At 73.3% G+C, this 26416-nt stretch carries 18 protein-coding genes and 1 tRNA gene; 10 read left to right on the top strand and 9 right to left on the bottom strand.

Going from position 1 to position 26416, the window contains the following annotated elements:
- Entirely contained in the window at positions 1–3711 is a 3711-nt protein-coding gene (mfd, locus tag ACYVKZ_RS17020; protein WP_460993438.1) for a transcription-repair coupling factor, read from the top strand.
- 147 nt (positions 3712–3858) lie between these two features.
- On the opposite strand, the gene ACYVKZ_RS17015 is transcribed toward mfd, so the two are convergent.
- From ACYVKZ_RS17015 to nirB, 6 genes are all read right to left on the bottom strand, one after another.
- Entirely contained in the window at positions 3859–4800 is a 942-nt protein-coding gene (locus tag ACYVKZ_RS17015) for an endonuclease domain-containing protein (protein ID WP_460993437.1), read from the bottom strand.
- Positions 4801–5010: 210 nt separating this feature from the next.
- Positions 5011–5244, bottom strand: a complete 234-nt coding sequence (locus tag ACYVKZ_RS17010) for a hypothetical protein (protein WP_307006110.1) — start codon at positions 5242–5244, stop codon at positions 5011–5013.
- Between the two features lie 20 nt (positions 5245–5264).
- A complete protein-coding gene (gene deoC, locus ACYVKZ_RS17005) occupies positions 5265–5963 on the bottom strand; it encodes a deoxyribose-phosphate aldolase (RefSeq protein ID WP_373457981.1) in 699 nt (232 codons plus the stop codon).
- A gap of 73 nt (positions 5964–6036) precedes the next feature.
- Positions 6037–7206: a uroporphyrinogen-III synthase gene (locus ACYVKZ_RS17000; RefSeq protein ID WP_460993436.1), complete on the bottom strand. Its 1170-nt coding sequence runs from the start codon at positions 7204–7206 to the stop codon at positions 6037–6039.
- Complete coding sequence (gene cobA, locus ACYVKZ_RS16995; protein WP_460993435.1) at positions 7203–8291, bottom strand: uroporphyrinogen-III C-methyltransferase; 1089 nt, start codon at positions 8289–8291, stop codon at positions 7203–7205. The genes ACYVKZ_RS17000 and cobA overlap by 4 nt, the downstream gene beginning before the upstream one ends.
- 1 nt (position 8292) lies before the next feature.
- The gene (nirB, locus tag ACYVKZ_RS16990; RefSeq protein ID WP_460993532.1) at positions 8293–10887 is read right to left on the bottom strand and encodes a nitrite reductase large subunit NirB; all 2595 of its coding nucleotides are present in this window, start codon (positions 10885–10887) and stop codon (positions 8293–8295) included.
- A 304-nt stretch (positions 10888–11191) separates the two neighbouring features.
- Between nirB and nirD the strand changes: the two genes are divergently transcribed.
- On the top strand, positions 11192–11581 hold the full coding sequence (nirD, locus tag ACYVKZ_RS16985; protein WP_460993434.1) for a nitrite reductase small subunit NirD: 390 nt from the start codon (positions 11192–11194) through the stop codon (positions 11579–11581).
- A gap of 49 nt (positions 11582–11630) precedes the next feature.
- Here the strand turns inward: nirD and ACYVKZ_RS16980 are convergent, their stop codons facing one another.
- Both ACYVKZ_RS16980 and ACYVKZ_RS16975 read right to left on the bottom strand, forming a co-directional pair.
- Positions 11631–13490: a phospho-sugar mutase gene (locus ACYVKZ_RS16980; protein ID WP_460993433.1), complete on the bottom strand. Its 1860-nt coding sequence runs from the start codon at positions 13488–13490 to the stop codon at positions 11631–11633.
- Between the two features lie 11 nt (positions 13491–13501).
- The gene (locus ACYVKZ_RS16975; RefSeq protein WP_307006093.1) at positions 13502–14317 is read right to left on the bottom strand and encodes a purine-nucleoside phosphorylase; all 816 of its coding nucleotides are present in this window, start codon (positions 14315–14317) and stop codon (positions 13502–13504) included.
- Between the two features lie 88 nt (positions 14318–14405).
- On the opposite strand from ACYVKZ_RS16975, the gene ACYVKZ_RS16970 reads away from it, so the two are divergent.
- From ACYVKZ_RS16970 to nrfD, 4 genes are all read left to right on the top strand, one after another.
- Positions 14406–15830: an NAD(P)H-quinone dehydrogenase gene (locus ACYVKZ_RS16970; RefSeq protein ID WP_460993432.1), complete on the top strand. Its 1425-nt coding sequence runs from the start codon at positions 14406–14408 to the stop codon at positions 15828–15830.
- A 94-nt stretch (positions 15831–15924) separates the two neighbouring features.
- On the top strand, positions 15925–19233 hold the full coding sequence (gene fdh, locus ACYVKZ_RS16965; protein WP_460993431.1) for a formate dehydrogenase: 3309 nt from the start codon (positions 15925–15927) through the stop codon (positions 19231–19233).
- A complete protein-coding gene (locus tag ACYVKZ_RS16960; RefSeq protein WP_460993430.1) occupies positions 19234–20244 on the top strand; it encodes a 4Fe-4S dicluster domain-containing protein in 1011 nt (336 codons plus the stop codon).
- Positions 20241–21329: an NrfD/PsrC family molybdoenzyme membrane anchor subunit gene (gene nrfD, locus ACYVKZ_RS16955; protein ID WP_460993429.1), complete on the top strand. Its 1089-nt coding sequence runs from the start codon at positions 20241–20243 to the stop codon at positions 21327–21329. The genes ACYVKZ_RS16960 and nrfD overlap by 4 nt, the downstream gene beginning before the upstream one ends.
- 14 nt (positions 21330–21343) lie before the next feature.
- Here the strand turns inward: nrfD and selD are convergent, their stop codons facing one another.
- Entirely contained in the window at positions 21344–22348 is a 1005-nt protein-coding gene (gene selD / locus ACYVKZ_RS16950; RefSeq protein WP_460993531.1) for a selenide, water dikinase SelD, read from the bottom strand.
- 61 nt (positions 22349–22409) lie between these two features.
- Between selD and ACYVKZ_RS16945 the strand changes: the two genes are divergently transcribed.
- The 4 genes from ACYVKZ_RS16945 (at position 22410) to ACYVKZ_RS16930 (ending at position 26280) form a co-directional block, all read left to right on the top strand.
- Positions 22410–22504: transfer RNA gene (locus tag ACYVKZ_RS16945), tRNA-Sec, on the top strand.
- 54 nt (positions 22505–22558) lie between these two features.
- A complete protein-coding gene (gene selA, locus ACYVKZ_RS16940) occupies positions 22559–23890 on the top strand; it encodes an L-seryl-tRNA(Sec) selenium transferase (protein WP_460993428.1) in 1332 nt (443 codons plus the stop codon).
- 3 nt (positions 23891–23893) lie between these two features.
- Positions 23894–25690 carry a selenocysteine-specific translation elongation factor gene (selB, locus tag ACYVKZ_RS16935; RefSeq protein ID WP_460993427.1) on the top strand — a complete coding sequence of 599 codons (1797 nt, stop codon included), beginning with the start codon at positions 23894–23896 and terminating at the stop codon, positions 25688–25690.
- A gap of 95 nt (positions 25691–25785) precedes the next feature.
- On the top strand, positions 25786–26280 hold the full coding sequence (locus ACYVKZ_RS16930; RefSeq protein WP_460993426.1) for a hemerythrin domain-containing protein: 495 nt from the start codon (positions 25786–25788) through the stop codon (positions 26278–26280).
- The last annotated feature ends 136 nt before the right edge of the window (positions 26281–26416 follow it).

Here is a 26416-nt window from a genome sequence, read left to right as displayed (position 1 = left end):
GTGTCTGTTGACGTGCTGCGCCCGGCGAGCCGCGAGGGCGCCCCGATCCTCGAGGGGCTGCGCCGCGCCGTCGGTGAGGACGCGAGCGTCGCCCGGCTCCGCGAGTATGCCTCCAAGCCCGCGGCCCGCCGCAGCCAGGACCTGCAGGTCGTCGCGCCCACCGGGCTCCGGCCGGTGGTCGTCGCCGAGGTGGTCGAGGCACTGCCGGAACCGGGCGCCGTCGTGCTCGCCGTCACCGCCACCGAGCGGGAGGCGGAGGACCTCGTCTCGGCACTGGGTGCCTACGTCCCGGCCGAGTCCCTCGCGCTGTTCCCGAGCTGGGAGACCCTCCCGCACGAGCGGCTCTCGCCGCGCTCCGACACCGTGGGGCGGCGCCTCGCGGTGCTGCGCCGGCTCGCGCACCCCGCGGCCCCCCCGGCCGACGGCGGCGGGCCGGCGGGCGGGGAGCTGAAGGTCGTGGTCGCGCCGGTGCGGGCGGTGCTGCAGCCGCTCGTCGCCGGCCTCGGCGACCTCGAGCCGGTCTCCCTCACGGTGGGGCAGGACGCGCCCTTCGACGAGGTGGTGCGGGCCCTCGCCGACGCCGCGTACGCGCGCGTCGACATGGTCAGCCACCGCGGCGAGTTCGCCGTCCGCGGCGGCATCATCGACGTCTTCCCGCCCACCGAGGACCACCCCGTGCGCGTCGAGTTCTTCGGCGACGAGGTCGAGCAGATGCGCTGGTTCGCCGTCGCCGACCAGCGCTCCCTGACCGGGCCGAACGTCCACCACCCCACCGCGCTGTTCGCCCCGCCGTGCCGCGAGCTGCTCATCACGCCGGGCGTCATGGGCCGCGCCGCGAAGCTCAAGGGGCGCCTGCCCGCGGCGGCGGACATGCTCGAGAAGATCGCCGGCGGGATCGCGGTCGAGGGCATGGAGTCCCTCGCGCCGCTGCTCGTGGACCGGATGGTCCCGTTCATCGGCGAGCTCCCGGCCGGGTCGGCCGCGCTCGTCATGGAGCCGGAGAAGGTCCGCGCCCGCGCCCACGACCTCGCCGCGACCAACGAGGAGTTCCTCGCCGCCGCGTGGGCCACCGCGTCCGACGGCGGCGCCGCACCGCTCGACGTCGCCCTCGCCGAGGCGGGGGAGGACTCGGGCGAGCACGCCGGCCGGCTCGAGGACGCGAGCTTCGCCACGCTCGGCGAGGTGCGCTCGGAGGCACAGGAGCGCGGGGTCACGTGGTGGTCGCTCACCTCGCTCGGCGTGGACGAGGAGACCGTCCTGGACATCGACGTGGTCACGATCGCCGCCCGCGAGCCCCGCGGCTACCAGGGCGACGTGGCAGAGATGATGGAGTTCATCGGGGGCCGCGTGCGGGACGAGTGGCGGATCGTCGTCGCCACGGACGGCCCCGGGCCCGCCCAGCGCCTCGCGGAGCTGTTCCACGACGCGAACATCCCGTGCAGCCGCATCGACGGGCTCGACCGGGCCCCGGAGCCCGGCATCATCGAGATCACGAAGGCCCCGGCCGGCAAGGGGTTCGTGCTCGACGGGCTCAAGCTCGGGCTGCTCACCGAGGCCGACCTCCTCGGACGGGCGAGCGCCGCGGGGACCCGCGACATGCGCAAGATGCCCTCTCGGCGGCGCAACGTCGTCGACCCCCTCTCGCTCACCGCGGGCGACTTCGTGGTCCACGAGCAGCACGGGATCGGGAAGTTCGTCGAGCTCGTGCAGCGCAAGATCACCGGCGCCGGGCAGGGCGCGGCCGGTGCCGCGCCGACGCGCGAGTACATGGTCCTCGAGTACGCGCCGGCCAAGCGCGGCGCGCCGGGCGACCGGCTCTTCGTCCCCACCGACCAGCTCGACCAGGTGACCCGGTACGTGGGCGGGGACACGCCGTCGCTGTCCAAGATGGGCGGCGCCGACTGGGCCTCGACCAAGTCCAGGGCGAAGAAGGCCGTCAAGGAGATCGCCGGGGAGCTCATCCGGCTCTACTCAGCGCGGATGGCCTCGAAGGGCCACGCCTTCGGGCCGGACACGCCGTGGCAGCGCGAGCTCGAGGAGGCCTTCCCCTACGTCGAGACCCCGGACCAGCTCACCACGATCAACGAGGTCAAGGCGGACATGGAGCGGGAGGTCCCGATGGACCGGCTCGTCTCCGGCGACGTGGGCTACGGCAAGACCGAGATCGCGGTCCGGGCGGCGTTCAAGGCCGTCCAGGACGGCAAGCAGGTGGCGGTGCTCGTGCCGACCACCCTGCTCGCGCAGCAGCACTACGAGACGTTCTCGGAGCGGTTCTCCGGCTTCCCCGTCCGGGTGCGCGCGCTCTCGCGCTTCCAGGCCGGTGCTGAGTCCAAGGAGACGCTCGAGGGGCTCAAGAGCGGCTCCGTCGACGTGGTGATCGGCACCCACCGGCTCCTGTCCAAGGAGGTCCAGTTCAAGGACCTCGGCCTGGTGATCATCGACGAGGAGCAGCGGTTCGGCGTCGAGCACAAGGAGGAGCTGAAGAAGATGCGCACCAACGTGGACGTCCTCGCGATGTCCGCGACGCCGATCCCGCGCACGCTCGAAATGTCCCTCACCGGCATCCGCGAGACCTCCACCTTGGCCACGCCGCCCGAGGAGCGCCACCCCGTCCTGACCTACGTGGGGCCGTACACCGACAAGCAGGTCTCGGCCGCGATCCGCCGCGAGCTCATGCGCGAGGGCCAGGTGTTCTTCGTGCACAACCGGGTCTCCTCGATCGACAAGACCGCCGCCGCGATCCGCGAGCTCGTTCCCGAGGCGCGCGTCGAGGTCGCCCACGGGCAGATGTCCGAGTCCCGGCTCGAGAAGATCATCGTGGACTTCTGGGAGAAGCGCTTCGACGTGCTCGTGTGCACCACGATCATCGAGACCGGCCTGGACATCTCCAACGCGAACACGCTCATCATCGACCGCGCGGACTCCTACGGCCTCTCCCAGCTGCACCAGCTGCGCGGCCGCGTGGGCCGCGGCCGCGAGCGCGCCTACGCGTACTTCCTGTACCCGGCCGAGAAGCCCCTCGGGGAGGTCGCGCTCGAGCGGCTCAAGGCCGTCGCGGCGCACAACGAGTTGGGCGCCGGCATGCAGCTGGCCATGAAGGACCTCGAGATCCGCGGCGCCGGCAACCTCCTCGGCGGCGAGCAGTCAGGGCACATCCAGGGCGTCGGGTTCGACCTCTACATCCGGCTCGTCGGCGAGGCCGTGGCGGACTTCCGCGGCGAGGGCGAGGAGAAGGCGACGGAGATGAAGATCGAGCTCCCGGTCAACGCGCACCTGCCCCACGACTACGTGCCGGGGGAGCGCCTGCGGCTCGAGGCCTACCGCAAGCTCGCCGCCGCGACCGACGACGCCGGCATCAACGAGGTCATGGAGGAGCTCGCCGACCGGTACGGCGAGCCGCCGGCCCCGGTGCAGAACCTCGCCGCTGTGGCGCGGTTCCGGGTCCGGGCGCGCGCGGCGGGCCTGACCGACGTCGCGCTCCAGGGCACCATGGTGCGCTTCGCGCCCGCCGACCTGCCTGAGTCCAAGCAGCTGCGCCTGGCCCGCATGTACAAGGGGGCGCAGTACAAGCCGGCGCTGAACGCGGTGCTCGTCCCCAAGCCGAAGAGTGCGCCGATCGGCGGCAGCGACCTCGTCGACGCCGAGATCCTTGCGTGGGCGGACCAGGTGGTGGAGGCCATCTTCGCCCCCGCCCCGGCCGCCACCACCTGACCTGCCCACCCCCCCCGCTCCCGCTCGCCCCGACCCCGCCACCCCCGTTTCGGGTACGCATCTCGTCGCCCTTTCGCGGTTCCGGGTACGTATCTTGTCGGGGAATTGCGGTTCCGGGTACGAGGGCTGAGCCGCCACAAGCCGCCGTCAGCGCCAGCCCTGAGCCGTCAGGGCGGCGACGACGCGGCTGACGATGTGCGCCTCGCCCCTGACAAGGTCCTCTCGGGTGAGGATCACCTGCGCCCAGCCGGCAGCAACGGTCCTCCGGTTGCGGCTGCGGTCCCACAGCTGCTGTTCGGGCTCGAGGTGGTGCTCGCCGTCGTACTCGATGGCCACCCGGTAGCGAGCGTTGCCCAGATCGACCCAGAGGACCTTGCCCCACGGGTCGACGACGACGCAGTTGGGCTTGAAGGGCGGCAGCCCCGCCCGCTCGAGCATGAGCCGGATCCGTGTCTCCTGGGGCGAATCAGCGCCGACGGCCAGGAGCTCGAGGGCGATCCGGGCCCTCCCCAGGCCCGGGACCCGGCGCTTGCCGCCGACGTAGGCGCGCAACTGGGCGAGCGTCACCACGGCGGTGCGGGGATGGAAGCCGCGCCCGTGCTCGGAAACCAGGTGCTCTCCCGCGACGATGACGTCGTCCATGGTCAGCTGCCGGACCCCGCAGAGGTCCAGCCATGTGCGCTCCGGGGTGGTGACTCTCGTGTCGCCGAGCATCATGACGTCCTCGGCGCCGAGCCGGAGCCGGTGCCCGCGCACTTCGAAGCGGCGCGGTTGGCCGAGACGCTCCTCGGACCCTCCCGAACGGGCCAGGTCGATCTGGGACGTGTCCTGCGCCCACGCCGGGAGGGGCATGCCGTGGAGCAGGGAGGCCGTCAGATGGCTGACCGAGGTGGACTCGTGCAGCCTCGTATAGGGGGCCGCCCGGCTCAGCAGATCCTCGCGGGCGTCGAGCGGCCTGCGGATGCCGCGGCTCGGGATGATGATCCGCTCGCTGCGCACCTCGCGTGTCCCGAGCCCTGCCTCAAGCCCATCGAGCAGGGTGAAGGAGGCCGTGGGGAGCCGGTCGGCGGAGCCTGTGCTGTTCGTCACTGTCCCATTGAGCCACGGACGACGGCGATGCCTCCGGAGTTATCCACAGGCCTTTCGTTTCGGGTACAGACAGCGGCCCGCCTGCGGTGCTCCTCAGAGCGGCAGGCGGGCCGTGCGTGTACCCGGAACGGCGGAGGGGCGGCGAGATGCGTACCCGGAACGCCGAAAGGGCGACGAGATGCGTACCCGAAACCGGGGTACGGGGGAGGGTCAGCGGCGGTGCTGGTCGCCCGTGTTGTTCTTGGCCATGAACGTCATCGGGATCCCGAACGCCGCGGCGAACAGGAAGATGAGGGCCGCCATCGGCCACACGTTCGTGAAGTCGAGGAACTGCACGAGGTACAGGCCCAGGAGGAAGAGGACCATGAAGATCACGAAGAGGATGATGCTGCCGCCGAGCGGGTTCGGCTCGAGCGGGCGGTTGTACTGGTCGTCGTCAGACATGTCTCTCCTGTGCGCTGCGTCTAGTAGCCGCCGGCGCCGCTGGTGCCGCCGGTGACGATGGCCACCCCGGAGCTGGCTCCGATCCGGGTGGCGCCTGCTGCAATCATAGCCCGGGCGTCGTCGGCGGTCCGCACCCCGCCGGAGGCCTTGACGCCGAGTTCGGGGCCCACCGTGGCGCGCATGAGGGCGATGTCCTCGACCGTGGCGCCGCCGCCGTTGAAGCCGGTGGAGGTCTTGACGAAATCGGCCCCGGCCTCGACGGCGGCCTCGCACGCGAGGACCTTCTGCTCATCCGTCAGCAGCGAGGTCTCGATGATGACCTTGAGGATGGAGGAACTGCCGTGGACCGCCTCGGCGACGGCCTGGATGTCGTCGACAAGGGTGCCGCGGTCGTTGGCCCGCGCGGCGGCGATGTTGATGACCATGTCGACCTCGTCCGCCCCGTCCAGCGTGGCGCCGCGGGCCTCGAAGACCTTGACGTCGGTCGGGGTGGCGCCGAGCGGGAAGCCGGCCACGGCGCAGGTGAGCACGCCCGATCCGCGCAGCGCCCGGGTCGCCGTCTTCACCCAGAGCGGGTTCACGCACACCGACTTGAACCGGTACTGCACGGCCTCGCTGCACAGGGCGAGGATGTCGGCCTCGCTGGCCTCCGGCTTGAGCAGGGTGTGGTCGATGTAGCCGGCAAGGTCCGCGGGAGTCAGTGCGGGCTCGGAAGACACGTCGGCGTCCTTTCGCTTGGGTGCTCCCATACTGGCACATCGGCGGGGACGGACGGCCGGTGGCGCACCGCCGTCAGCCGGCGGCCACCCGCAGCCGGTACCCGCGCTTCACCACCGTCTGCACGAGCTGCGGGTCCGGCAGCGCCCCGCGCAGCCGGTTGACCGCCATGTCCAGGGCATGGTTGGAGGCGGACGGGGAGACGAGCCGGGCGAGGGTCTCGCGGGGGACCACGGCGCCGCCGGCGTCCAGCAGTGTCCTGAAGAGCAGCATCGCCGCCGGGGCGAGGAACAGTTCGGACCCGGCCACGGTGACGGCCCGGCCGCGCAGCGCCACGGTCCCCGCCGGGGTCTCCACGCTGTGCACCGCGCGCCGCTCGAGGTTGTCGGTCACGAGCTTGACCAGCGCCCCCATGCGGTACCGCTCCGGGATCCACGGGCTGAGTCCTGCGGCCTCGAGGGGCGCGGCGGTCACGGGGCCGACGGCGGCGGTCGCCACCCGGCGGCGCAGCGCGCCGACGAGCTCGCGGTGGACGCCGAGCTCATGGGCCGTGCTGAACAGGGCGTCCACGGCCGGGGCGCTCGTGAAGGTCACGACGTCGAGGGCGCCCTCGCATACGGCGGCGATGAGAGCCTCGACCCGGTCGTCGCCCTCGGGCCGCACCCAGCGGTAGGGGGTGACGGTGACGAGTTCGGCACCGGCCCCGCGGAGCCGGTCGAGCTGGCCCCGGTCGGTGTAGCCGTGCAGCTGCACGGCCACGCGGCGCCCGTCGAGCCGTCCGCCGGCGTCGCGGAGCACGAGGTCCACGAGCGTGGAGGTGGTCTCGTCGTGGGCGATGCCGACGTCGGCCAGGCCGGCCGCGCGGACCGCGCCGCGGGCCTTGGGGCCGCGGACGTAGAGCGAGGCGCCGGCGAGGGACTCCTGCAGCGCGTCGCCGAGCCCCGCTGCGTCGGCCACCTCGAGCCAGCGCCGCATGCCGTAGGCCGTGGTGATGACGGCCAGGTCCGGCCGCGCGGCGATGGTGCGCCGGGTGTCCTCGAGGAGGCCCTGGTCCTGCTCGACCGGCGCGATCGTGAGGACGGGGGCATGCAGGACCTCTGCGCCCCGCCGCTCGAGGGCCTCGATCAGGTCCTGCGAGCGCCGGTGCGACGTGACGCCCACGCGGAAGCCCCGCAGGAGGCCGCCGAGCGTGCTCCCGTCCGCCGCCGGCTGCGCGCAGTCCGGCCGGACCGCGGCGGCGCTCACGCGGCGCTCCCGGCCTGCTGCTCCGCGAGGTCGCCGACCAGCCCGCGCAGCTCGTCCGCGTACGCCGAGCCTGCCTCGGCGCCGCTCCCGGCCACCCGCACCACATCGCCGATGACGATCACGGCGGGGTTGCCGCACCCGGACGTGGCGGCCTCGGCGCTGCCGAGGTCGGCGACTGTGGTGCGCTGGCCCGCCTGGTGGCCGCGCTCGACCACGGCGAGCGGCGTCGCCGGCCCCAGCCCCGCCCGGCGCAGCCCGGCGGCGAGGTGGGGGAGCGTGGCGATCCCCATGAGGACGACGACGGTCCCCCCGGCCGCCGCGAGGCCGGCGAGGTGGAGGTGCTCGGCGTCGCTCAGCGGGGCGTGCCCCGAGATGACGGTGAAGGAGTGGCTCATGTTGCGGTGCGTCACGGGGATACCCGCGGCGGCGGGGACGGCGATGGAGCTCGAGATCCCGGACACGACGCGCACGGGGATGCCCGCGGCCGCGCAGGCGGCGGCCTCCTCGGCGCCGCGGCCGAACACGAAGGGGTCCCCGCCCTTGAGCCGCACCACGTTGGCGGGGCGCCCGGTGAGGCCGTACGTCGCGTAGTCCACGAGCAGCCGGTTGATCTCCTCCTGCGGCACCTTGTGGTGCCCTGGCAGCTTGCCGACGTCGATGAGCCGGGCCGTGGTGAGCGTGGGGAGCTCGCGCCACGGCGAGAGCCGGTCGAAGAGGACGATGTCCGCATCGCGGAGCGCCTCGACGGCCTCGACCGTGAGCAGGCCGCGCGATCCGGGCCCACCGCCCACGAGGGCCACGTGGCCGCGGCGGCCCGCCGGGGGCTCGGCGACGAGCGGGACCCCGAGCCTGCGGTAGTGGTCCAGCACGGGCGACCACGCGGCGTCGTGCGCGTCCGGGCGCCCCACGACGGCCACGAGCGCGGGCCTCGCGGGCGCGGCGGCGGCCGCCATGTAGGCCTCGGCCGATTCGAAGAACGTCAGGCGGGCTCCCGCGGCGCGGTAGCGCGCGAGGGCCTGGCGGGACTCGTCGGCTTCGCCGAGGACCACGACGGGAAGGCCCTCGAGGGAGAGGGTGAGCTGCATGTCAGGCCTCCTGGGCGGTGGGCGCGGCGGGGGTGCGGACGGGGATGGTCGCGCCGAGGGAGACCCGCTCGGCGGCGGTGGCGGGCCGGACCTGGTCCCGCTCGGGGACGTGCACGATCGAGTCGTCCGCGGCGTCGGGGGCGTTGACGAAGGAGCGGAAGCGGCGAAGGCGCTCCGGGTCCGCCAGCGTCGCGGCCCACTCGTCCTCGTAGTGCTCCACGTGGGTGGCCATCGCCGCTTCGAGCTCGGCGGCGATCCCGAGCGAGTCCTCGATGACGACCTGCCGCACATGCTCGAGGCCGCCGTCGAGCTCCTCCTGCCAGCGCGCGGTGCGCTGGAGGCGGTCGGCGGTGCGGATGTAGTACATGAAGTAGCGGTCGATGTACTGGATGAGCGTCTGATCGTCCAGGTCCTTGGCCAGGAGCTGGGCGTGGGCCGGGGTAGCGCCGCCGTTGCCGCCCACGTAGAGGTTCCAGCCGTCGGCGGTCGCGATGACGCCCACGTCCTTGCCGCGGGCCTCGGCGCACTCGCGCGCGCAGCCGGAAACCCCGAGCTTGAGCTTGTGCGGGCTGCGCAGGCCGCGGTAGCGCAGCTCGAGCTGGATCGCCATGCCCACGGAGTCCTGCTGGCCGTACCGGCACCAGGTCGACCCGACGCAGCTCTTCACGGTCCGCAGGCTCTTGCCGTAGGCCTGTCCGGACTCCATGCCCGCGGCGATGAGCTCTGCCCAGATGTCCGGGAGCTGCTCGAGCCGGGCGCCGAACATGTCGATCCGCTGGCCGCCGGTGATCTTCGTGTACAGGCCGTACTTCTGGGCGACGGCGGCGATGACGCCGAGCTTCTCGGGGGTGATCTCGCCGCCCGGGATGCGCGGGACCACCGAGTAGGTGCCGTCCTTCTGCAGGTTGGCCAGGGCGCGGTCGTTGGTGTCCTGGAGGGTGCCGCGGCCGGCGTCGAGCACGTAGGCGGAGTGCTGGGAGGCGAGGATCGAGGCGATGGTCGGCTTGCAGATGTCGCAGCCGGCGCCGGTGCCGTGCCGGGCCATGATGTCCTCGAACGAGGTCAGCTGGGCGACGCGGATCACGTCGAAGAGCTCTTGGCGCGAGAGCGGGATGTGCTCGCACAGCGCCTTGCTGACCGTGACGCCGGACTTGGTGAGCTCGGCCTCGAGGAGCTTCTTGACCATCGGCACGCACGAGCCGCACTGCGTCCCGGCGCGGGTGCACGCCTTGAGCCCGGCCACGTCCTGCACCGGCTCCCGCCCCTCGCACGTGCCGCACCCGTTGACCGCGTCCCGCAGCGCCCCGGCGGCGACGTTGTTGCACGAGCAGAGGATCGCGTCGTCGGGAAGCTCGACGAGGGCGGCCTCGGTGCCCTCGCCGGCGCCGGAGGCGGACAGGAACGCGCCGGGCTCGGCGGGGAGCTCGCGGCCCAGGAGCGGGCGCAGGCTCAGGTAGGGGGAGGCGTCGCCGACGAAGATGCCGCCGAGGAGCGTGCGCGCGTCGTCGGTCGTGACGATCTTCTGGTACACGCCGCGGGCCGGGTCGGCGTAGACGATCTCGAGCGCGCCCGGCTCCGATGCGAACGCGTCGCCGAAGCTCGCGACGTCCACGCCGGAGAGCTTGAGCTTGGTTGCCGTGTCGAAGCCGGGGAACGTTGCGCCGCCGCCGTGGAGGCGGTCCGTGACGATCTCCGCCATCGTGTTGGCGGGCGCCACGAGCCCCAGGCACATGCCGCCGAAGCTTGCGACCTCGCCGATCGCCCACACGTTCGGCGCGCCGGTGGCACACGTCTCGTCGATCACGACGCCGCCCCTGGGCCCCAGCTCGAACGTCGCCGCCCCGCCGGCCCCGCCCACGCCGTCCACGGCCGCCCGGATGAGCTCGTCGCGGGGCCGGACGCCGATCGCGACGACCACGAGGTCGGCGGGGACCACGCGCCCGTCCGCCATGAGCACGCCGGTGACGGTGCCGGCGTCGTCCGCGTGCACCTCGGACGGGAAGACCCCGCCGTGCAGCGTGAAGCCCTTCGCGGCGATGAGCCGGCTGAGCGCCTGGCCGGCGCCCTCGTCGAGCTGCCGGTTCATGGGCCACGGCGAGCCGTCGATGATCAGGGACTCGGCGCCGAGCGACTGAGCCCCGGCTGCCGCCTCGATGCCGAGCAGGCCGCCGCCGATCACCGCGACCCGCGGGGGCCGGCCGAGCGTCCCGTGGAGGCGGCCGATCTCGGCGCGGAGGTACCAGACGTCCTCGAGCGTGCGGTAGACGTGCGTGTGCTCGGCGCCGGGGATCGGGAGGCGGGCGGCGTTCGAGCCCGTGGCCAGGACGAGCTCGTCGTAGGGCAGCTCCTCCACGCCATCCGGGCCCTCGACGCGCACGGTGCGGGCCGCGGTGTCGAGGCCCACGGCCCGCGTGCCCGTGCGGAGCGCCATCCCCGGTGTGTCCCACAGCGACGGCGCCCCCAGGGTGAGGTCGAGGCTGCCCGGATCGCCGGTGAGCGCCTTGGAGAGCGCCACGCGGTCGTAGGGAAGGTGGTCCTCCTCGCTGACCAGCGTGACGTGGAAGCCGCCGGATGCGTCGAGGCCACGGGCGGCCATCGCCTCGGCGAAGCGGTGGGCGGCGGGGCCGCCGCCGATCACGACGACGCGGCGCGGGCCGGGGCCTGGAGGGGGAGTCTCGAGCGGGCTGGTGCTCACGGTCGGTGCCTTCCGTAGGGGATGCCGGCGTTCCGGCGTGGTTTCCCTCAACCCTAGGAAGGGGCGGTTTCGGGTCAGTTGCCCGGATGTAACGGACCGTTGACTTCGCTGTCACGGGCATGTTTCGCGGGAGGTGAGGCCGGTTTTACGCAGCCGTCATGCGGGCTCAACCCGGGCGAAACGGCCCGCTCCGTAGCGTGGAGCCATGACGATCACAGCTGAAGCACCCCGCACGGACGCCCTCCCGGACCACGCTGGCCCCGCGCTCTCCGAGGGCGTCTGGCACAGCGTCTGCGCCCTCGGCGACCTCGAACCGAACTGGGGCGAGGCGGCGCTCGTCGCCGGCCGCCAGGTTGCGGTGTTCCGCCTCCCCACCGACGAGGTCTACGCCATCGAGCAGCGCGACCCGGCGAGCGGGGCGTACGTCATGGCCCGCGGGATCGTCGGCTCCCGGGGAGACCGCCCCACGATCGCGTCCCCGCTGCACAAGCAGGTCTACGACCTCGCGACCGGCGAGCGGCTGGACGCGCCGGGCGCGCCGGTCGCGGCCTTCCGGGCCCGCGTGGTGGACGGCATGGTCCAGATCGCGGCCTGATGCCCGCGCCGCGCCCGAAAGGACGCGTGCAGGCGCTACACCGCGGGCGCTACAGCCCGAGGGCCTCGCGCACGTCGTCGAGAGCGGCGTCGAGCGCCTGCCTCGCGGCCTGGCGCGCCTCGGCGAGCTCGGCGGAGCTGTCCACCGGGCGGATCACCTCGACGTAGCACTTGAGCTTCGGCTCGGTGCCGCTCGGCCGGATGATCACCCGGGTGGCGTCCCGCGTGGCCCACAGCAGCCCCTCGGTGGGCGGCAGCTGCTCCGATCCCTCGGAGAGGTCCACCGCGGTCTCGACGGGGGAGTCCGCGAAGGAGGCCGGCGGGTCCTGCCGCAGCCGGGTCATCATCGCCTCGAGGAGGCCCAGGTCCGCCACCCGGACGCTGAGCTGGTCCGTGAGGTGGACCCCGTGGAGCACGTGCAGCGCGTCGAGCCGGTCGAAGAGCGTCTGGCCCTGGGCTTTCGCCTCGGCGGCCATCTCCGCGACCAGGAGCGCGGCGGAGATCCCGTCCTTGTCCTTCACGAGCGTGGGCGCCACGCAGTAGCCGAGGGCCTCCTCGTAGCCGTACACGAGCCCGGGGACCCGGGAGATCCACTTGAAGCCGGTGAGGGTCTCGCGGTGCGCGATCCCGGCCGAGGCGGCGATGCGGGAGAGCAGGCGCGAGGACACGATCGAGTTCGCGAACACGGGTCCGCCCGGCTCGGCCTCGGCCGCGGGCGGGGCGGCGGGGGAGGCAGCCGGCGAGGCGTCCGCGGCGGCCGCGGGGGCGGCGTCGTCCGTGAGGCCCTGCCCGCGCCCGAGCCGGCGGACCATGTGCGAGCCGAGCAGCGCCCCGACCTCGTCCCCGCGGAGCATGCGCCACTCGCCCGAGGCGGGATCGGAGGCGGCGACGGCGCAGCGGTCGGCATCGGGGTCGTTGGCGATCACGAGGTCCGCGCCCGCCGCCTGGGCGGCCTCGAGCGCAAGGTCGAGCGCGCCGGCCTCCTCCGGATTGGGGAAGGCGACGGTGGGGAAGGCCGGGTCCGGTTCGGCCTGCTCGCGCACGAGGGAGACGTCCTCGAATCCGGCCGCCCGCAGCACCCCGGCGGCCGTCTCGCCGCCCACGCCGTGCAGCGGCGTCAGGACGATCGTCAGCTCCCGCGCCGGGAAGAGCCCGGGATCGGCAAGGCGCACGACGGCGTCCCGGTAGTCCGCGGCGATGCCCGCCGGCAGCGTGGTCCACCCGGACTGGGCGAGCGGGATGGCGCCGACCGGGCCCGCGGCGTCGATGAGTGCGGCGATCTCGGCGTCGACCGGGGCGACGATCTGTGCCCCGCGCCCGGCCTCGTCCACCGCGCGGCCGCCGAGGTAGACCTTGTAGCCGTTGTCCTGGGGCGGGTTGTGGCTCGCGGTCACCATGACTCCCGCGTCGGCGCCGAGCGCCTGCAGCGCGTAGGCGAGCACCGGCGTCGGCAGCGCGGACGGCATGAGGTAGGCCTCGATGCCCGCGGCGGTGAAGACCGCCGCCGTCTCCTCGGCGAACACGTCGGAGTTGGTGCGGGCGTCGTAGCCCACGACGGCGCGCGGCCCGGTCCCGTCCGCCGCGCCCGCAGCGGGGCCGGCGACCTTCCCGTGGAGGAACGCGGCCACGCCCGCAGCGGCGCGGCGCACCGTGACGCGGTTCATCCGGTTCGGCCCGGGGCCGAGCGCCGCACGCAGGCCGGCCGTGCCGAACTGCAGGCTCCCGGCGAACGCGTCCGCGAGCTCCTGCCGTGCGGCATCGCGGGCGGGGGAGCCCTCGGGGTCGGCGGCGTGGGCTAGGACCTCGCGCAGCTCGGCCGCCGTGGCCGGGTCCGGGTCCGCCGAGGCCCAGGCCTCGGCGCGGGAGACCAGCTCGGCGAGCTCGGGGGTGCCGGCAGGTGTGGTGCTCATGGGAAGGTCCTTCAGATCGCGGCGAGGACGTCGGCGAGGAGGCGCGAGATGCGCGGGCCGGCGGCCCGGCCGGCCTCGAGGACCTCCTCGTGGCTGAGGGGCTCCGGGCTGATGCCGGCGGCGAGGTTGGTCACGAGGGAGATGCCGAACACTTCGAGGCCCGCGTGCCGGGCGGCGATGGCCTCGAGCGCGGTGGACATGCCGATCAGGTCCGCACCGATCCGCTTCGCGTACTGCACCTCGGCCGGCGTCTCGTAGTGCGGGCCGGGGAACTGGGCGTACACGCCCTCGGCCAGACTCGGATCCACGGACCGGGCCACCGCCCGCAGCCGCGACGAGTAGAGGTCGGTCAGGTCCACGAACGTCGCCCCCTCGAGCGGGGACGTGGCCGTGAGGTTGATGTGGTCGCTGATGAGCACGGGGGTCCCGGGGGCCCACTCGGGGTTGAGGCCGCCGCAGCCGTTCGTGAGGGTGAGGACCCGGCAGCCTGCCGCGGCCGCGGTGCGGACGCCGTGCACCACGGCGCGCACGCCCTTGCCCTCGTAGTAGTGCGTCCGCGCGCCGAGCACGAGGGCCCGCTTGCCGTCCGCGGTGAGCACCGAGCGGATGGTGCCCACGTGCCCCTCGACGGCGGGGGCCGAGAATCCGGGGACCTCGGAGGCAGGGAGGGTCGCCGTCGTCTCCCCGATGAGGTCCGCCGCGCCCCCCCAGCCGGAGCCGAGGACGAGCGCGAGGTCGTGCTGCTGGACGCCCGTGGCGCGCGCAATATGGTCTGCCGCGGCCCGGGCGAGCTCGAAGGGCCCGGTGGCGGTTGCCGTTGTGGTCACAGGTAGAACCTACCAACCGCGCCCGCACCGGGGCATGCGCGGCACGGCAATGGCCCCCACGCCCCCGCGCAGGGCACAATGGATGTCCGTGACGATGAACCCTGACTTCGCGGCCCCCCACATTGCTATCCTCGGCGGCGGACCCGGCGGCTACGAGGCGGCGTCGGTCGCGGCGTCGCTCGGTGCCCGGGTCACGATCGTGGAGCGCGCCGGGCTCGGCGGCTCCGCGGTGCTCACCGACGTGGTGCCCTCCAAGACGCTCATCGCGACGTCCGACCTCATGACCCGCGTCGAGGAGGCCTCGGCGGCGCTCGGGCTGCGCCTGGCCTCCGGCACGGGGGACTCGCTCAAGCGCTCGGACCTCCGGGCGGACCTGCGCATCGTCAACGACCGGCTCCTCGGCCTCGCCCGCCAGCAGTCCGACGACATCCGTGCCGGCCTCGAGGCACAGGGCGTCAGGGTCGTGCTCGGGTCGGGGCGCCTCGTGGACGGCAGCGTGATCGAGGTGGTCACGGTAGACGGCACCGAGAGGATCGAGGCCGACGCCGTGATCCTCGCCGTGGGCGCGCACCCGCGCGAGCTCCCCACCGCGCGGCCGGACGGCGAGCGGATCCTCAACTGGGCCCAGATCTACAGCCTCGAGGAGCTCCCGGAGGAGCTGATCGTGGTCGGCTCGGGTGTGACGGGTGCCGAGTTCGCCTCGGCCTACAACGGCCTCGGCTGCAAGGTCACGCTCATCTCCTCCCGCGACCGGGTCCTCCCCGGGTCCGACACGGACGCCGCCGAGCTGCTCGAGACGGTCTTCACGCGGCGCGGGGTGCGGGTGCTCTCGCGGTCGCGGGCCGAGGCCGTCGAGCGTACGGAGGACGGCGTCGTCGTCACCCTCGGCGACGGCTCGAAGGTGACGGGCTCGCACTGCCTCCTCTGCGTCGGCTCCATCCCGAACACCGATGGGATCGGCCTCGAGCAGGCCGGCGTCGCCGTCAGCGGGAGCGGGCACATCAAGGTCGACGGCGTCTCCCGCACCTCCGCGACCGGCGTCTACGCGGCCGGCGACTGCACGGGGGTCCTCGCCCTGGCCTCCGTCGCGGCCATGCAGGGCCGGATCGCGGTCGCCCACATCCTCGGCGACCAGGTGACGCCGCTGAACCTCAACCACGTCGCCTCGAACATCTTCACCTCGCCCGAGATCGCTTCGGTGGGGGCCTCGGAGGCGGACGTCGCGAGCGGCCGGATCGCGGGCGACATCGTCACCCTGCGCCTGAAGAGCAACGCCCGCGCCAAGATGCGCAACACGACCGACGGGTTCGTCAAGATCATCTCCCGCAAGGGGTCGGGGACCGTGATCGGCGCCGTCGTGATGGGCTCGAACGCCTCGGAGCTCATCTTCGGCCTCGCGATGGCGGTCGAGCAGAAGCTCCACGTGGACGACGTCGCGAATACCTACGCCGTCTACCCGTCGCTGTCAGGCTCGTTGTCGGAGGCCGCGCGCCGCCTGCACGTCCACATGTAGCCGCCGGGCCCGGGGGCGGCGCGGGGCGCGACGCCGCACCCGGGGGAGTGGAGGTCCTGCCGCTGGCGCCCTCCTGTGGGCTATGCTCGCAACCATGGCACCGCGGAGCTTCCTTGAATGGCCCGTCGTCCGGCAGATGCGCACCGGCGATCTGCTCGGCCGCGGGCCGTCGGTCACGTCGCCCCGGACCAAGGCGATCGCCCCCCGGACCGCCACCGCGGACCGCGTGGTGCAGAGCGTCTGCCCCTACTGCGCCGTCGGGTGCGGGCAGCGGGTCTACGTCAAGGACGAGAAGGTCGTCCAGATCGAGGGCGACCCGGATTCGCCCATCTCGCGCGGCCGCCTGTGCCCCAAGGGCTCGGCCAGCGAGCAGCTGGTCAACTCCCCGGGCCGGCAGACCAGTGTCCTCTACCGCGCGCCCCGCTCCAGCGAGTGGGAGCACCTGGACCTGGACACCGCCGTCGACATGATCGCGGACCGGTTCATCGAGAGCCGCCGCAGGACCTGGCAGCAGCAGGACGGCGAAGGCCGGCTGCTGCGCCGCACCATGGGCATCGCCTCGCTGGGCGGGGCCACGCTGGACAACGAAGAGAACTACCTGATCAAGAAGCTGTTCACGGCTGCCGGGGCGGTGCAGACCGAGAACCAGGCCCGCATTTGACACTCCGCCACGGTTCCCAGTTTGGGAGCCTCGTTTGGACGCGGTGGCGCGACGCAGTCACTGCAGGACATGGCCAACGCCGACTGCATCATCATCCAGGGATCCAACATGGCCGAGTGCCACCCTGTGGGATACCAGTGGGTGGCTGAGGCGAAGGCGCGCGGAGCGAAGGTCATCCACATTGACCCCCGCTTCACCCGCACGTCTGCGGTCGCGGACCGGCACCTGCCGATCCGGGCCGGCTCCGACGTGGTGCTGCTCGGCGCGCTCATCAACTACGTCATCACCCATGACCTCTGGTTCAAGGAGTACGTGAGCGCCTACACCAACGCGGCCACGCTGGTCCATGAGGACTACCGCGACGCCGAGGACCTCGGCGGCCTGTTCTCCGGCTTCGATCCCGAGACCGGGGCGTACGACAAGTCGTCCTGGGGATATGCCGAGGAAGAGGGCGGCACGATCGCCGAGCCCGGCGCCCGTCCGGAGCACGGCTCGGACGCCTCGGCGCGCGGCGCCGGCCACACGTTCGGCAGCGGCGGGCCCTCGCTCGAGCACGCCCGCGTCCAGCGCGACGACACGCTTCAGGACCCGCGGACCGTCTTCCAGATCGTCAAGCGGCACTATGCCCGCTACACGCCGGAGGTGGTCCAGGACATGTGCGGCCTGGACGTGGCGGACTTCGAGTATCTGGCCCGCACCATCACCGAGAACTCGGGACGCGAGCGGACCACGTGCTTCGCCTACGCCGTCGGCTGGACCCAGCACTCGCTGGGTGCCCAGTTCATCCGCGCCGCCGCGGTCCTGCAGCTCCTGCTCGGGAACGTCGGCCGCCCCGGCGGCGGCATCATGGCCCTGCGCGGCCACGCGAGCATCCAGGGCTCCACGGACATCCCGACGCTCTTCAACCTCCTGCCCGGGTACCTGCCGGTTCCCAGCGCCGGCCGTCACGACACCCTCAGCGAGTACCTGGGGGCCATCGCGTCGAAGCAGCAGAAGGGGTACTGGGCCGAGGCAGACGCCTACACCATCAGCCTGCTCAAAGCCTGGTGGGGAGACGCCGCGACCGCGGAGAACAACTGGGCCTACGACTACCTTCCGCGGCTGACCGGCGCGCACGGCACCTACGAGACGGTCATGAGCATGCTCGAGGACGAGGTGGAGGGCTACTTCATCCTCGGGCAGAACCCCGCCGTCGGCTCGGCCCACGGACGCCTGCAGCGGCTGGGCATGTCGCACCTGAAGTGGCTCGTCGTGCGGGACCTGAACCTCATCGAGTCGGCTACATGGTGGAAGGACGGCCCGGAGATCGAGTCCGGCGAGCTGCGCACCGAGGACATCGAGACGGAGGTGTTCTTCTTGCCCGCGGCGACCCACGTGGAGAAGGCAGGCTCGTTCACCCAGACCCAGCGACTGCTCCAGTGGCGGCACCAGGCGGTCACGCCGCCCGGGGAATGCCAGAGCGAACTGCAGTTCTTCTACGAGCTGGGCCAGCGGATCCGCGCCAGGCTGGCCGGCTCCGACGACGAGCGCGACCGCCCGCTGCTCGACCTCACGTGGGACTATCCCACGGACGAGCACGGCGATCCGGACCCGGAGGCCGTGCTGGCCGAGATCAACGGCCGTCAGCTGGCCGGGCCCGAGGCGGGCCGCCCCCTCGCGTCCTACACCGAGCTGCGCGCCGACGGATCCACCGCCGCGGGCTGCTGGATCTACACCGGCGTGTACGCCGGGGGCACCAACCATGCCGCCAACCGCAAGCCCGGCCGCGAGCAGGGACCCGCGGCCCCGGAATGGGGCTGGGCGTGGCCGGCCAACCGCCGGATCCTCTACAACCGCGCCTCCGCGGACCCGGCCGGCAAGCCGTGGAGCGAGCGGAAGAAGTACATCTGGTGGGACCAGGAGCAGGGACGGTGGGTCGGCGACGACGTGCCGGACTTCCCGGTGGACCGGGCGCCGGGCAGCCAGCCCGATCCGGCGCTCGGCGGCCCGGCCGCCCTCAGCGGTGACGACCCCTTCATCATGCAGTCCGACGGCAAGGGGTGGCTGTTCGCACCCACCGGCCTCGTGGATGGGCCCCTGCCGACTCACTACGAGGCCCAGGAGTCGCCGGTCGCCAACGCGCTGTACCCGCAGCAGCAGAGCCCCACGCGGCTGAGGTTCCCGCGTCCGGACAACCTCAGCGCGCCCAGCGCCGGGACCAGCGGTGCCGAGGTCTACCCGTACGTGTTCACCACGTACCGGCTCACCGAGCACCACACGGCCGGCGGGATGAGCCGCTGGCTGCCGTACCTCTCGGAGCTGCAGCCGGAGATGTTCTGCGAGGTGTCCCCGGAGCTGGCCGCGGAGCGAGGACTCGAGCCGTACGGGTGGGCGACGATCATCTCGGCCCGCTCTGCCATCGAGGCCAAGGTGATCGTTACTGAACGGATGAGCCCGCTGACGGTGGGCGGCCACACGGTGCACCAGATCGGGCTGCCCTACCACTGGGGCGTCGGCAGCAACGCCGTGGTCAGCGGCGATGCGGCCAACGACCTGCTCGGTGTGACGCTGGACCCGAACGTCCAGATCCAGGAATCCAAGGTCGCCTCCTGCGACATCCGTCCGGGCCGCCGGCCCCGCGGCGCGGACCTCCTCGCCCTGGTCGCCGAGTACCAGGCGAGGGCCGGGGCCACGGTCGAGACCGGGAACCAGACCGTCACCGACCCGGCGGCCGAAGGCATCGACCCGACAAGGGAGGACTAGATGGGCCAGCTGGCCGGACCGACCGACCCCACCGCCGATGCCCACTGGGAGCACAGCCATCCGCGCAAGGGCTTCTTCACCGACACTTCGATCTGCATCGGATGCAAGGCCTGCGAGGTCGCCTGCAAGGAGTGGAACCACAATCCCCAGGACGGCAACCTCGAGCTGCTCGGGTCCTCCTACGACAACACGGGAGCGCTGGGTGCCAGCACCTGGCGGCACGTCGCCTTCATCGAGCAGGGCCAGGAGCGCATCGCCGAGGCACGGGAGTCCGGGCGCGCGCTCGTCAACCTGGGCATGCCCCGCATCGGCCCCCCTGCGGCCGCGGCGGATGCCGCAGCAGACCTGGCGACGGCGGACAGGACGCCGCCGGATACCGCCGACTTCCGATGGCTGATGTCCTCTGACGTCTGCAAGCACTGCACGCACGCCGGGTGCCTCGACGTCTGTCCGACCGGTGCGCTCTTCCGCACCGAGTTCGGCACCGTGGTGGTGCAGGACGACGTCTGCAACGGCTGCGGGACCTGTGTGGCCGGGTGCCCCTTCGGGGTGATCGAGCGCCGCCGCGACGGGACCGTCGCGGTCGCCGCCCAGCGCGAGGAGCAGCACGCCGGGCACCCCGCCGTGCCCAACGTCGGCGTCGCCCAGAAGTGCACGCTGTGCTACGACCGCCTCGTGGCCGACGAGACGCCCGCCTGCGCCAAGGCCTGCCCGACCACGTCCATCAAGTTCGGCGACCACGACGACATGGTGGAGACCGCGAGGGAGCGCGTCGCCGACCTGCATGCGCAGGGGCTGACCGAAGCAAGGCTCTACGGCGCGAACGAGCTCGACGGCGTCGGCGGGACCGGATCGGTCTTCCTGCTGCTCGACGAGCCCGAGGTCTACGGGCTCCCGCCCGACCCGAGGGTGCCCACGGCCGATCTGCCGCAGATGTACCGGAGGGCCGGGATGGCCGTAGTCGGCATGGTGGCCGCCGCCGCAGTGGCATTCCTGGGAGGACGTGCGTGACGCACTCGGATTTTGACAGCTTCAGGCCCCCCGAGCCGGCCCGGCGCCGGCGACCGGGCGGCAAGCGCGGCTCCGGCCGACGGAGCGGCGGCGACGGATCGCGGGAGATGCCCATGGTCCCGGAGCCCGAGTTCACCTCGTACTACGGCCGTCCGGTGGTCAAGCCGGCGCCGTGGGGCGACGACGTGGCCGCCTATCTGTTCCTCGGCGGCGTCGCCGGCGGCTCCGCGCTGCTGGGCCTCGGCGGCCAGCTGACCGGCCGGCCGACGCTGCGCAGGAATGCCCGGCTGGGCGCTCTGGCGGCCGTCAGCGTCGGTGCGGTCGCCCTCGTGAAGGACCTGGGCCGGCCGGAACGCTTCCTGCATATGCTGCGGACGTTCAAGGTCACCTCGCCGATGAGCGTCGGCTCATGGATCCTCAGTGCGTTCAGCGCCGGCACCGCGGTCGCGGCGGCCGCGGAGATCGACCGCATGAGCGGACATCGGCTGCCACTGGGCCCGCTGCGGCCCGTGCTGCAGGGCGTCGAGGGGCTGGCCGGCTTCGAGGCGGCTCTCTTCGGCGGACCCCTGGCGGCGTACACGGCGGTCCTGCTCGGCGACACTGCCACCCCCACGTGGAATGCCGCGCACGAGGAGCTGCCCTTCGTCTTCGTCAGTTCGGCGACCCTCGCCTCCGCCGGCCTCGCCATGATCACGACTCCGGTCAACGAGGCGTCTCCCGCCCGGACGCTCGCCGTGCTCGGCGTGATCGGTGACGTGGTGGCGACCCGGGTGATGGAGCACCGGATGGACCCGGTCGCAGCCGAGCCCCTGCACGAGGGGAAAGCCGGGGCGATGCTGGCGTGGAGCGAGCGGCTGGCGGTCGCCGGCGGCCTGGGGACGCTGCTGGCCGGGCGCAGCCGCGCGGTGGCGGCGGCCTCGGGCCTGGCGCTGCTGGCGGCCTCCGCCCTCACCCGGTTCGGCGTGTTCGAGGCAGGCCTGTCCTCGGCCAAGGATCCGCGCTACACGATCGAGCCCCAGAAGAACCGGCTCGCTGCCCGCCGCGCGGCCGGCATCACGGACGATTCGATCACCACCGCCGGCTGACCTGCCCGCGGGGGCTAGCGGACCTCGATGCCCCCGTCCGCGGTGGTATGGCCGATCACCGGGTGCCCAGGCACCTCGCCCACCACGAGCAGGCCCCCGGAGGTCTGCGCGTCGGCGAGGAGGAGCAGGTCGTCCTCGGAGACCCCGGACGCGGGCCTGAGGTGCGGCCTGACCCAGTCGAGGTTGCGCCGCGTCCCGCCGGAGACGAAGCCGTCCCGCAGCGCCTGCCGCGCCCCGTCGATGAGCGGCACCGCGGCCAGGTCGATCACCGCGCCCACTCCGGAGGCGCGGCACATCTTGTACAGGTGCCCCAGCAGGCCGAACCCCGTCACGTCCGTGGCCGCCCGCACGCCGGCCGCCACCGCGGCCTGGGCCGCGTCGCGGTTCAGGGCGGTCATCGTCGCCACCGCCTCGGCGAACACCTCGCCGGTCTGCTTGTGCCGGTTGTTCAGCAGGCCGACGCCGATCGGCTTGGTCAGCGTGATCGGCAGCCCCGGCTCGGCCGCGTCGTTGCGCAGCAGGCGGTCGGGAGGCGCGACGCCGGTGACCGCCATGCCGTACTTCGGCTCCGGATCATCGATCGAATGGCCCCCGATCACCGGGCAGCCGGCCTCGGCGGCAATGCTCAGGCCCCCGCGGAGCACCTCGGCCATCAGCTCCGGCGGCAGCACGCCGCGGGGCCAGCCCACGAGGTTGACCGCCATGATCGGCCGGCCTCCCATCGCGTAGATGTCCGAGAGCGCGTTGGCCGCCGCAATCCGGCCCCAGTCGAAGGCATCGTCGACGACGGGCGTGAAGAAGTCGGCCGTGGAGAGCACCGCCAGGTCCTCGCGCACCAGGACCGCTGCGGCGTCGTCGCCGCTGTCGAGGCCGACCAGCACGTCCGCGCCGGGCTGCCCGATGAGGCTGCGAACCACGTCCTCGAGTTCTCCGGGCGGGATCTTGCAGGCGCAGCCGCCGCCATGGGCATAGCCCGTCAGCCGGGTCGTGCCGGCGACGCCGTCGTCAGGCTGCGGCAGGGAAGTCGGGGCTTCAATCACCCGCCCAGCCTACCGCCGCGTGCCTGCTACATTGGTGGGCGGTGGCGTCCGGGTCCTGGTGGGCCCCCCGGTCTTCAAAACCGGTGAGGCCGAGCATCTCGGCCTGGCGGGTTCGATTCCCGTCCGCCACCGCCAACGATCCGCCACCGCCAACCAGTGGCAGGCGATGCCGCGCGACGAGGAGGGGCTGTGGACCAGGTCGATCCCCGGCGCCTGATACCGCGCACGAACGACCTGCTGGCGCTTCCGGCCGTCCGCGAGGCGCGGACGCGGCTGAGCGAGGCGGTGGTCCGCGACCTCGTGCGGGACGCCCAGGACCAGGCGCGGCGCGGCGAACTGGCCCCCGCCGACGTGGAGGCCGCTGTGCTCGCCGCGGTCTCCGGGCGCACTGCGACCAGCCTGCGACCGGTGCTGAACGCCACCGGGGTCATCGTCCACACCAACCTCGGCCGCGCGCCCCTCTCCGCCGCTGCGGTCGAGGCGCTCGTGGCCGCCAGCGGCTACGTCGACGTGGAGCTGAACCTTGCAGACGGCCGCCGCTCCCGGCGCGGCGCCGGGGCCCGCGCCGCGCTGCTCGCCGCATGCCCTGCCGCCGAGGACGCGCTCGTGGTCAACAACGGAGCCGCCGCCCTCGTCCTGGCCACCACGGCCCTCGCCGCCGGCCGCGAAGTGATCGTGAGCCGGGGCGAACTCGTGGAGATCGGTGCAGGCTTCCGGCTGCCCGACCTGATCGAGTCCACGGGCGCCTCGCTCCACGAGGTGGGCACGACCAACCGGACCCACCTGCGCGACTATGCGGACGCCCTCGGCCCCGACACGGGCTGCGTCCTCAAGATCCACCCGAGCAATTTCTGGGTCGACGGATTCACCTCCGCTGTCGGCCTGGACGAGCTGAGCTCCTTGACGTCGGCCCAAGGGGTTCCCCTCGTCGCAGACCTGGGGAGCGGGCTGCTGGCGCCCGACCCGCACCTGCCGCGTGAGCCCGATGTTGCCACGGCGCTCGCCCACGGAGCCGACGTCGTCATCGCCAGCGGCGACAAGCTGCTCGGCGGCCCCCAGGCGGGCCTGCTGCTGGGCCGCAAGGAGATCATCGAGCGGCTGTCCCGCCATCCGCTCGCCCGCGCCGTCAGGGCCGACAAGCTCGCCCTCGCTGCGTTGGAGGCGACCGTTGCGGGCGAGGCGCCGCCGGTGGTCCAGTCCCTGCACGCCGACCCCGGGGAGCTCCGGCGCCGCACGGACCGGCTCGCCGCGGCCCTCGGCGTGCCCGTGGTGCCGCACGATGGCCGGGTGGGCGGGGGCGGCGCCCCCGGATTCGCCCTGCCGGGCTGGGCGCTCCGGCTCCCCGAGGGACTCGCAGGCCACCTGCGCACCGGCGAGCCCGCCGTGCTGCCGCGCGTCCACGACGGCGCCTGCCTGCTCGACCTGCGGTGCGTCCCCCCGGGGGACGACGACCGGATCCTGGGGGCGGTGCGGCAGGCGCTGTCAGCCCTCGCCTCAGCGGGCGCAGGCCGGGCGGGCTGAAGCGTGCACGTCGTCGCCACCGCCGGGCACGTGGATTCCGGCAAGAGCACCCTGGTGCGCGCCCTCACCGGCATGGAGCCGGACCGCTGGGAGGAAGAGCGGCGCCGCGGCCTGACCATTGACCTGGGCTATGCCTGGACCACCCTGCCGTCCGGGCAGGAGGTCGCCTTCGTGGACGTCCCCGGCCACGAGCGCTTCCTCGGCAACATGCTCGCGGGCCTCGGACCTGCGCCCGTGGTCTGCTTCGTCGTGGCCGCGGACGAGGGCTGGCAGGCGCAGTCGGACGACCACCGGGACGCGGTGGCCGCGCTCGGAATCGAGCACGGCGTCGTGGTCCTCAGCCGGGCCGACCGTGCGTCCGGGCAGCAGGTCCAGGACGTGCTCGCACGGGCCCGGAGCGAGCTGGCGGGCACCGGCCTGCGGGAGGCTCCTGCAGTGGCCGTGTCCGCGGTCGAGGGCACGGGCCTGGACGAGCTGAAGGCCGCGCTCGACGGCGTGCTGGCCGGCGTCCCCTCGCCCGTCACCACCGGGCGCGTGCGCCTGTGGGTGGACCGATCCTTCACCATCACCGGGTCAGGAACGGTCGTCACCGGAACGCTCGGAGCGGGAACGCTGGCCCAGGGCGACCGGCTCCAGCTGCTCGGCCACGCGGGTCCGCGGGACGTCACCGTCCGTGGCCTGCAGAGCCGCGACATGGTGTACACCTCGGTCGGCCCCGTCAGCCGGGTGGCCCTGAACCTGCGCGACGTCTCGGCAGCGGACGTCCGCCGCGGGGACGCACTCGTCACCCCCGAAGCGTGGCCGACCACGGGCGTCCTGGGCATCCGCCGCACCACCGGTGTGGCCTGCACCGACATGCCGGAGCAGCTCATGGTGCACGTCGGCACCGCCTCGATGCCGGCACGGCTGCGTCCGTTCGGGCCCGATCATGCACGGCTCGTGCTCAGCAGGCCCGCGCCGCTCGTCCTGGGGGACCGGCTGGTGCTGCGCGACCCGGGCAGCCGCTCGGTGCTGGGCGGCGCCCTCGTCCTCGACGCCGACCCGCCGCCCCTGCAGCGGCGCGGCGACGGCGCCCAGTGGGCGCAGCGGCTTGCGGCCATGGATCCCGCCGGGGACGTGCTCGCGGAAGTGGCGGCCCGCGGAGCGGTGGAGGTGCAGCACCTCCACCGCCTCGGCCTGCTGTCCGAGCGCGGCGCCCAGGCGCCCTCCGGGGTGCGGGTCCTCGGCGACTGGTGGGTGCACGCTCCCGTCATCGACGCCTGGCAGCAGCGGCTGCGCGCCGCCGTCGAGGCCCTGCACGAACGGGACCCCCTCGCCCCGGGCCTCTCCATGGGGGCTGCACGCGACCTGCTCGCGCTGCCCGATGAGAGGCTCCTTGCACCCCTGGTCCGCGGCGCGGGCCTGGAACAGGACGGCGGGCACCTCCGGCTTCCGGGGAGCGGCGACGACCTCGGGCCCATCGGGCCTGCCGTCGCCGAGCTGGAGCGCAGGCTCACGGCGCACGCGTTCCGTGCCCCGGAAGCGGACGAGCTGGCCGCGCTCGGCTTGGGCGCCCGCGAGCTGGCGGCCGCCGAGCGTGCCGGACGCGTGCTGCGGCTCCGCGACGGCGTGGTCCTCCTGCCCACCGCGCCGGCCCTCGCGATGCGCACCCTGGCCCGCCTGGAGCAGCCCTTCACCACGAGCCAGGCGCGTGAGGCCCTCGGCACGACCCGCCGGATCGCGGTCCCGCTGCTCGAACACCTCGATTCGCGCGGATGGACCCGGCGCCTGGATGCCGGCCACCGCAGTGTGGTGCGCTGACCCACAGGTCAGACGCGGGAACCCTCTGGGGCCGCCGCCCATCCCGAGCCCTTCGGCCCTTGAGCGGCCGGCGGCCGCGGCGGGAGGATGACCGCATGGCACACGACGGGAACCACGGCCACCCCACCTTCGCGGACGAGCGCGAGGCCCTCGCCGCGGTCGAGGAGCACCACGGCCACATGCTCCGGCGCGCGACCGCGCTCGCCGACGCGCTCGTCGCCGCCGTCGCAGCCGGCGACGCCGGGACGGCCCACGACGAGAAGGCGAACCTGATCGGATGGTGCGAGGACGAGCTCATCCCGCACGCCGTGGCTGAGGAGGGCCCCCTGTACGGGCCCGCGCGGGAGACCGAGGAAGCGCGCCTCCTCGTGGAGGGCATGCTCATGGACCATCAGGCGATCTTCGGCCTCGTGGAGGAGCTCCGCGGAAGCGACGGGCCCAGGGCCGCCGCCGTCGGCACGGCGATCGCCCGGGCGTTCGCCCTGCACCTGAAGAAGGAGAACGAGCTGCTCTTCCCCTACATCGCCGCACGCCCGGACCTCTCCCTTGCAGAGGCGGTCGCCGGCCTCGAGACCCTCGTAGGCGAGTAGCCGTCGAGTAGCCGGGCGCCCCGCTTCAGGGCGCCGGTTCCTGCGGAACCGCGCCCGTGAGCGGCCCGAGGGAAGCCATTGATACGCAGAGCCCTGCGATCCAGAGGCCGGCGTTGCGGTACCGTGGCCGCCGTCA

The organism is Sinomonas soli, assembly GCF_054782415.1.
Note: the sequence above shows the minus strand (reverse complement) of the source record. Positions and strands in the feature narration are given on the sequence as shown.

What these genes read in the sequence shown, in the direction of transcription:
- ACYVKZ_RS17010 (WP_307006110.1), bottom strand. Translation starts at nt 5,244, where the DNA reads ATGTCTGACGACGACCAGTACAACCGCCCGCTCGAGCCGAACCCGCTC.
- cobA (WP_460993435.1), bottom strand. Translation starts at nt 8,291, where the DNA reads ATGCAGCTCACCCTCTCCCTCGAGGGCCTTCCCGTCGTGGTCCTCGGC.
- nirB (WP_460993532.1), bottom strand. Translation starts at nt 10,887, where the DNA reads ATGGCCGCCCGTGGCCTCGACGCATCCGGCGGCTTCCACGTCACGCTG.
- nirD (WP_460993434.1), top strand. Translation starts at nt 11,192, where the DNA reads ATGACGATCACAGCTGAAGCACCCCGCACGGACGCCCTCCCGGACCAC.
- ACYVKZ_RS16980 (WP_460993433.1), bottom strand. Translation starts at nt 13,490, where the DNA reads ATGAGCACCACACCTGCCGGCACCCCCGAGCTCGCCGAGCTGGTCTCC.
- ACYVKZ_RS16960 (WP_460993430.1), top strand. Translation starts at nt 19,234, where the DNA reads ATGGGCCAGCTGGCCGGACCGACCGACCCCACCGCCGATGCCCACTGG.
- ACYVKZ_RS16930 (WP_460993426.1), top strand. Translation starts at nt 25,786, where the DNA reads ATGGCACACGACGGGAACCACGGCCACCCCACCTTCGCGGACGAGCGC.